Below are 6,569 nucleotides of genomic sequence, written 5' to 3' on the forward strand. Positions count from 1 at the left end.
TAAACACAAAAAAAGCCATCAAAGAATAATTCCTTGATGGCTTTTTAAATATGTGTAAAACAAAATTACTTCCAGTTAAAAGTAATTCTCTTTTCGATATCAGTATTCAAACTTAGGAAAACTGGACAAGTCATTCCTGCACGTTCCAGAATTGTTCTACTTTTTTCATCTGCAACACCTTGCATATCAAAAACAATTTCTATTGCTCCAATTCTTCTTGGTTCAGCATTCATTATCTTAGTTACTTCGGCAGTTGAGCCAATGAAATCTACATTTAAATCACGGGCTTTAATTCCCATAATGGTCATCATGCAACTTGCCAAAGCATTTGCAACAGTATCGGTTGGAGAAAAAGCTTCTCCTTTTCCGTTATTATCTATAGGTGCATCAGATATGATTTCATTTCCTGATTGCACGTGTACTGATTTAGTTCTTAAATCCCCTAAATAGGTTACTTTTGATGTCATTAGTTTGCTTCTTTAATTGTTAAATCACTATCATAATATAAGATGTAAACGCCTTTATTAGCAAATCCTCCATCTTCTTTTTTATAAAACTGAAATTTATTATCTACTTGTTCAGTTGCAATTTCACTTGCAGTTTCTTCATACGTTTTTCCTTGTGATAATCGCATCATAGTATCAAAAGTTACATCAAAACCTCTCGTAGCATACGTATTTGGATTGATCTTATTTTTGTTTCTATACTCTTTTTCAAAAATAAGTGCTCCCGCAGATTCGTTTTCACGTGTTACTGATGGGTACATTAATTTTAACTTAGTTAAACTTTCAAAACTAACTTCGTCTGTATCTAATGTACTGTTTGGTTCTAAAATTACCAACTGTACCTGATATGATGACATAGAACTCAACATAACTTTAATCGTAGCATTAATCATAGCTGTATTTCCTGTTTCCATTACAACATAATTCATTCTGTTAGGTACAAACTGAATTTTTAAACCTGCCGGATTAAAATCTCCTGCTTCGGTAACTGGTGCAAAAATTACACCTTTTTGATTTTGCTGAATATACTGTCTTATTGATTCTTTTTTCTTATCAACAACTGCAACTATATTACCTCCTTTAGAACGCATGTAATCAAACATTGCATTTTTTAGAATATCATTAGATGGGATTGTTTGATATAAATTATCAAATGAATTTCCTTGATCTTTAGACAACGGCGAAATTACAGGAACTTTATTTTCTCCTAATAACTTAGCAGTTGCTTCGGCATTACTTTGATAAAATGGTCCGATAACTGCATCAGCCTCTTGCAATCTGTTGTTTTGTATAATAGCCGCTACATTTGATCCGTTTTTGGTTTCCTGAGAATCAAAAATCGAAACATCTATTGGTAGTCCAAGAACTTTAGCAGAATCTATTGCCATTAATGCTCCAGAATAAAAATCTAAAGTCATATTCAAGAATTTATCTTTTTTCAAACGAGAAGCAGCACTGGTAGTATCACTTTGAATTTTAGATAAATTAAAAGGCAATAATAACGCTATCTTTTTGCGGTCATTACTTCTCTTTTTAGTCAGAGTAACTATCTCTTTTGCTTCCTCTTTAATTTCTGGTCTTGTCTCAGATTTAATTTCTGGTGGAGGCATAATTCCTGCAGGAACTTTTAAAATCATTCCTTCCTGAACTCCTCCAGATAAAGTAGGATTTAATTTAAGCAACTCATCTTGCGACACACCAAATGTTTTAGACAAACTATATAATGTCTCTTTTGGTTTTACCTGATAATCTGCATACGATACTTTTTTGGCAGTTTCGATTACAGGAGTTTTTACTTCGTTTTTAACCGGAGTAGTTGTTGGAGCAACTGTTTTTGGAGCTGTTCCTTTTATTGTTAAACGGTATCCTACTGGCAAACTCGGCACCACTTCTGGATTACGTTTCTCTAATTCTTCTATTGTAATACCGTATTCTTTTGCAATCGAATATTTAGTTTCTTTTGCCAAAACATCATGGTAAACATATTTATCTTGTTGCTTAGCAGGAACTAATTTTGTAGCAGGTATCTTAGAATCTTTTGATGCCGCTTTAGAACCATTTCCTGAAGGAATAGTAAGCGTCTGTCCTATTTGTAAACCATCTTTTTCAAGAAATGGATTTGCTTTTTTCAAAGCTTCATCCGAAACATTATACTTTTTTTCAATACCAAAAAGCGTTTCTTTAGCAACTACTTCATGCGTAGTTGCTCCGTTTGCTTTTTTAGGAGTAACGGTTGCTGTAGATTTATCTGAACTTGTTGTTTTTCCTGAATTATTCGGAATCAACAAAACACTATCCAACTTTAATCCACTTTGTGCATCTGGGTTAAGCTTATAAATATCATAAGGTGTTACTTTGTACTTTTGGGCAATTTGGTTAATTGTTTCTCCTTTGGTAACCGTGTGTTTACTAATTTTATCCTGTGGGAAAACAGAATAAGACATCAAAAAAGCAGTTGTAATTAGTATTGAAATGTATTTCATAATAAGATAAAAAATTTTAAACAAGATAGTATTTCTGTATAAAACAAGATTCCACAAGCTTGTTAATTATTTGCTAATGTATAATTCTAATTTAGCGATACTCCAATTTTTATAAAGCGGTGAATTTTCTTTTTGTTTGTATTTATACAAAGCTTCTTCTATGTTTTCAAAACTCTCAGCATAAACATAATACGACTGACTGTTTACATTATAGAAAAAACTAGCATTAAAATCCCCCGAATCTATTAGTTTCATAATAAATTGATCCCTTGGCGTAGCGTCTGTAAATATACCTAAAACCAAGTAATATCCATTGGGAACTGCTTTCAGGTTATCAAAAAATTCAACTTTAACATCTTTATTAGTATAAAGAGGATCTTCTTTTATTTTCTGTTTTATTTCGTCTAATGATAACGCTACAATTGAAGTTTCAGTATTTCCCTGATTCTGAATTGCATTATCTTGGTATCTTTTTAATTTAACCAAAGCTACTTTATCATCAAATGCTCTGGCCTCAGATCCATAAAATGATGCTTTACTAATATGTCGCTTTACCTCAATTTTTTTCTGAGTATCTAATGAATCAATTTTGGCAATCAATTTCTGATTCTGAGCATCATTTTTCTCCTGATCAATTTTATAATATTTGATTTTTTCTAAAGAAAGACTTTGCAAAAGAGTTTCGCCAGTTTTATTCTTTGTGTTTTCACGAACCTTTCTCTTATACTCTTGATTTTCTTCTACAGCAATTCGCTCTACTTTATTCATCAATCCCGCATACGATTTTCTGTTCTCGGCTAATTCTTTTTTAAGTTGAGAAGAAAGCTCATTAGTTTTAGCAATACCCTCGTACGAAAGTTTTTCTAAACGTTTAGATTCTTTCATATTCAACACATCCATCTTTTTTAAGTCATATAAATCATCTGTCATACTAACAACTAATGAATCTAATTTTGACATTAAAACTTCCTGAACATTTTTATTCGCTTCCAGAACTAATCTTAGTTTTTCTACCGAATTTCCTTTTAAACCATCCATTCCCTTAAGATCAACATTAAGGTCATTAATTTTAATAACCTTCTCGTTCATCTCTTTCTGAACAACAAGTCTATCTTTTAAATCTTCTAATTCAATTGTCTTGGCTTTCGTTTTTTCGACTACAACTTGTTTCTCTGCCAATGCAAGCATCAATTCTTCATTGTCGTTGGTAGGCGTAATTTCTTTGGTATTGATGGCTAGTTTATTTCCTTCAACTAGTCCGTTTACAATTTCGGGATTTTGAGCTTCAAGCTGATCAATTGTAATTCCGTATTTTTTAGCAATCGAATATTTTGTCTCTTTTGGTGCTACAACATGAAAAATAGTTTCTCCGTTGATAACACGAACACGACCATCGAGTGTTTTTCTTTTATTAGGGATTGCAATAGTTTGTCCTATTTGCAAACCATTTAATAAAGTTTCTTTATTTAAGGTTTCTAAATCCTGAACCGAAACATTGTATTGTCTGGCAATACTAAATAACGATTCTTTGGCCAAAACCTCATGCGTCACTTTTGATGAAGTAACATTACTTGCAGATGCAATCTTAATTATACTGGCGGCATCTTGTGGAATAATAAGTTCCTGACCAATTTTTAATCCATCAGCAAGAATCGAAGCATTTGCATTTTGAATGGCTTCAACACTCACATTGTATTGTTTTGATAATCCAAACAAAGTTTCTTTGGCAGCAACTGTGTGCGTAAGTTGTTTGGTTTCTTTCTCCTTGACTGGAGAATGTACTGGAATTCGGATAATCTGACTATCCTTTAATCCACTTTGCGATTCGGGATTTAATCTGTAAATCTCGTCTAAGGAAACTTTATACTTCTGGGCAATGAAATAAGCAGTTTCTCCTTTTTGGATTTTGTGTTCAATAATTGATTCTTGCGCAGTTATTTTGTTAAAAGACAAAATAAAGACAAGAGAAATCGTTAAAAGTTCTCTCATAAATAGTAGGTTTGAAAAAATTAAGGCATTACAAATGTAATGCCTTAATTTGAAAAAAAATACTATTCCCACTCAATTGTTGCAGGTGGTTTTGAGCTGATATCGTAAACTACACGATTCACGCCTTTTACTTTATTTATAATGTCGTTAGAAACTTTCATTAAGAAATCATACGGTAAATGTACCCAGTCAGCAGTCATACCATCGGTAGATTCTACAGCTCTAAGCGCTACTACCTTTTCGTAAGTACGCTCATCACCCATTACACCAACACTATTTACAGGAAGTAAAATTGCCCCTGCTTGCCAAACTTTATCATATAATCCCCAAGATTTTAACCCGTCGATAAATACGGCATCAACATCTTGCAAAATTTGTACTTTTTCTGGAGTAATATCTCCAAGAATTCTAATTGATAATCCAGGTCCTGGAAAAGGATGTCTTCCTAATAACTCTGGATCTATTCCTAAAGTAGCACCTACTCTACGTACTTCATCTTTAAAAAGCATACGTAATGGTTCTACAATTTTCAGTTTCATGTAATCTGGTAATCCACCTACATTATGGTGTGACTTAATAGTTGCCGAAGGTCCTTTTACAGAAACCGACTCGATAACATCAGGATAAATTGTTCCTTGTGCCAACCATTTTACATCTTCTATAAGGTGCGATTCATCATCAAAAACTTCGATGAATACACGACCAATCGTTTTACGTTTGGTTTCTGGATCACTAATTCCTGCTAATTGAGACAAGAAACGATCTCCAGCATCTACTCCTTTTACGTTCAATCCCATTCCTTTGTATTGATCTAATACATTTTGGAATTCGTTTTTACGAAGTAAACCGTTATTTACGAAAATACAATATAGGTTTTTACCAATAGCTTGATGCAATAATACAGCTGCTACAGTCGAATCTACTCCTCCAGATAATCCTAAAACTACTTTATCATTACCTAGTTTCTCTTTTAATTCTCCCACCATCTCTTCAACAAAAGCATTTGGTGTAAAGTTTTGAGGAACTTCAGCAATTTTTACTAAAAAGTTTTCTAGCATTTTTGATCCATCTGTAGAATGGAATACTTCTGGGTGATATTGAATACCATAAGTAGTTTCACCTTCAATTTTGTAAGCAGCAAATTCTACGTCGTGCGTACTTGCTAATTTTACTCCATTTGTAGGCAAAGCTTTAATACTATCACTATGACTCATCCAAACTTGACTGTTTTCAGAAACACCTTCAAAGAAAACTTCGTCTTCTTTAATATAAGTCAAATTGGCTCTACCATATTCTCTAGTATCAGAAGCAGCTACTTTTCCGCCGCTAAAATGAGCTAGATATTGTGCTCCGTAACAAACTGCCAACATTGGAAGTTTACCACGAATTTGAGATAAATCAGGATGTGGAGCATCTTCTGCGCGAACAGAGAATGGGCTTCCTCCTAAAATTACTGCTTTATAACTTGATAAATCACTCGGAAAATGATTGTAAGGGAAGATTTCGCAGAATATATTTAATTCGCGAACTCTACGCGCAATAAGCTGAGTATATTGCGATCCGAAATCTAAAATAAGTACGTTGTGTTGCATGCGCAAAAATACTTTTTATATTCCGAATTGAAAAATTGAATTCTGATTTTTTTTTCAAAATTAGGATCAAAGCTTCAAAGCCACAAAGGTTCTGAGATTTCAAAAGCAATACAATAACGTCTTATCGTTTTGAACGTTTATCTTTTAAGGTTTTATCCATTCTTAAGCATACATCCTTTATTCATTTTCAAATTTACCCGAAAATTTTATTACAAAACTTCATTATTAGTTATCTGTTTGACTTAAAAAAACCACATAAAACAAAATCACTACTAACTAAAAATCAGTACTTTATATAATTTTTAAAAGCTAAAAACTTACAAAACAATTAAATATTAGCTTAAATTTTGTGAAAATTATTTTTACAAAAGAGCAACGAAATAACTCTTTAATAATCAATAACTTAATAAATGAACACCAATTAAACATTTTCTATATTAAAATCATTTTTTTTCAGAATAAAAACTATCTCAATTGCTCTCAAAAGAAAAAAATTATTT

The 6,569-nt window shown here is 32.3% G+C and carries 4 protein-coding genes; all 4 read right to left on the minus strand.

Annotation, left to right across the window (positions count from 1 at the left end; genetic code table 11):
• Positions 1–65: 65 nt before the first annotated feature.
• The 4 genes from B8T70_RS15600 to guaA all read right to left on the minus strand — a co-directional run bounded on the left by B8T70_RS15600 (position 66) and on the right by guaA (position 6,069).
• Positions 66–467: an OsmC family protein gene (locus B8T70_RS15600; protein WP_039111047.1), complete on the minus strand. Its 402-nt coding sequence runs from the start codon at positions 465–467 to the stop codon at positions 66–68.
• On the minus strand, positions 467–2,488 hold the full coding sequence (locus B8T70_RS15605; protein ID WP_086895429.1) for a LysM peptidoglycan-binding domain-containing protein: 2,022 nt from the start codon (positions 2,486–2,488) through the stop codon (positions 467–469). The genes B8T70_RS15600 and B8T70_RS15605 overlap by 1 nt, the downstream gene beginning before the upstream one ends.
• Before the next feature lie 66 nt (positions 2,489–2,554).
• Entirely contained in the window at positions 2,555–4,477 is a 1,923-nt protein-coding gene (locus B8T70_RS15610) for a LysM peptidoglycan-binding domain-containing protein (RefSeq protein WP_039117767.1), read from the minus strand.
• A 62-nt stretch (positions 4,478–4,539) separates the two neighbouring features.
• On the minus strand, positions 4,540–6,069 hold the full coding sequence (guaA, locus tag B8T70_RS15615) for a glutamine-hydrolyzing GMP synthase (protein ID WP_039117766.1): 1,530 nt from the start codon (positions 6,067–6,069) through the stop codon (positions 4,540–4,542).
• Between the last annotated feature and the right edge of the window lie 500 nt (positions 6,070–6,569).

Origin of the sequence: Flavobacterium sp. AJR, assembly GCF_002156885.1 — a bacterium.
Taxonomy (GTDB): domain Bacteria; phylum Bacteroidota; class Bacteroidia; order Flavobacteriales; family Flavobacteriaceae; genus Flavobacterium.

Excerpts from the sequence above, each read along its gene's own strand:
- B8T70_RS15600 (WP_039111047.1), bottom strand. The coding sequence starts at position 467 with ATGACATCAAAAGTAACCTATTTAGGGGATTTAAGAACTAAATCAGTA.
- B8T70_RS15605 (WP_086895429.1), bottom strand. The coding sequence starts at position 2,488 with ATGAAATACATTTCAATACTAATTACAACTGCTTTTTTGATGTCTTAT.
- B8T70_RS15610 (WP_039117767.1), bottom strand. The coding sequence starts at position 4,477 with ATGAGAGAACTTTTAACGATTTCTCTTGTCTTTATTTTGTCTTTTAAC.
- guaA (WP_039117766.1), bottom strand. The coding sequence starts at position 6,069 with ATGCAACACAACGTACTTATTTTAGATTTCGGATCGCAATATACTCAG.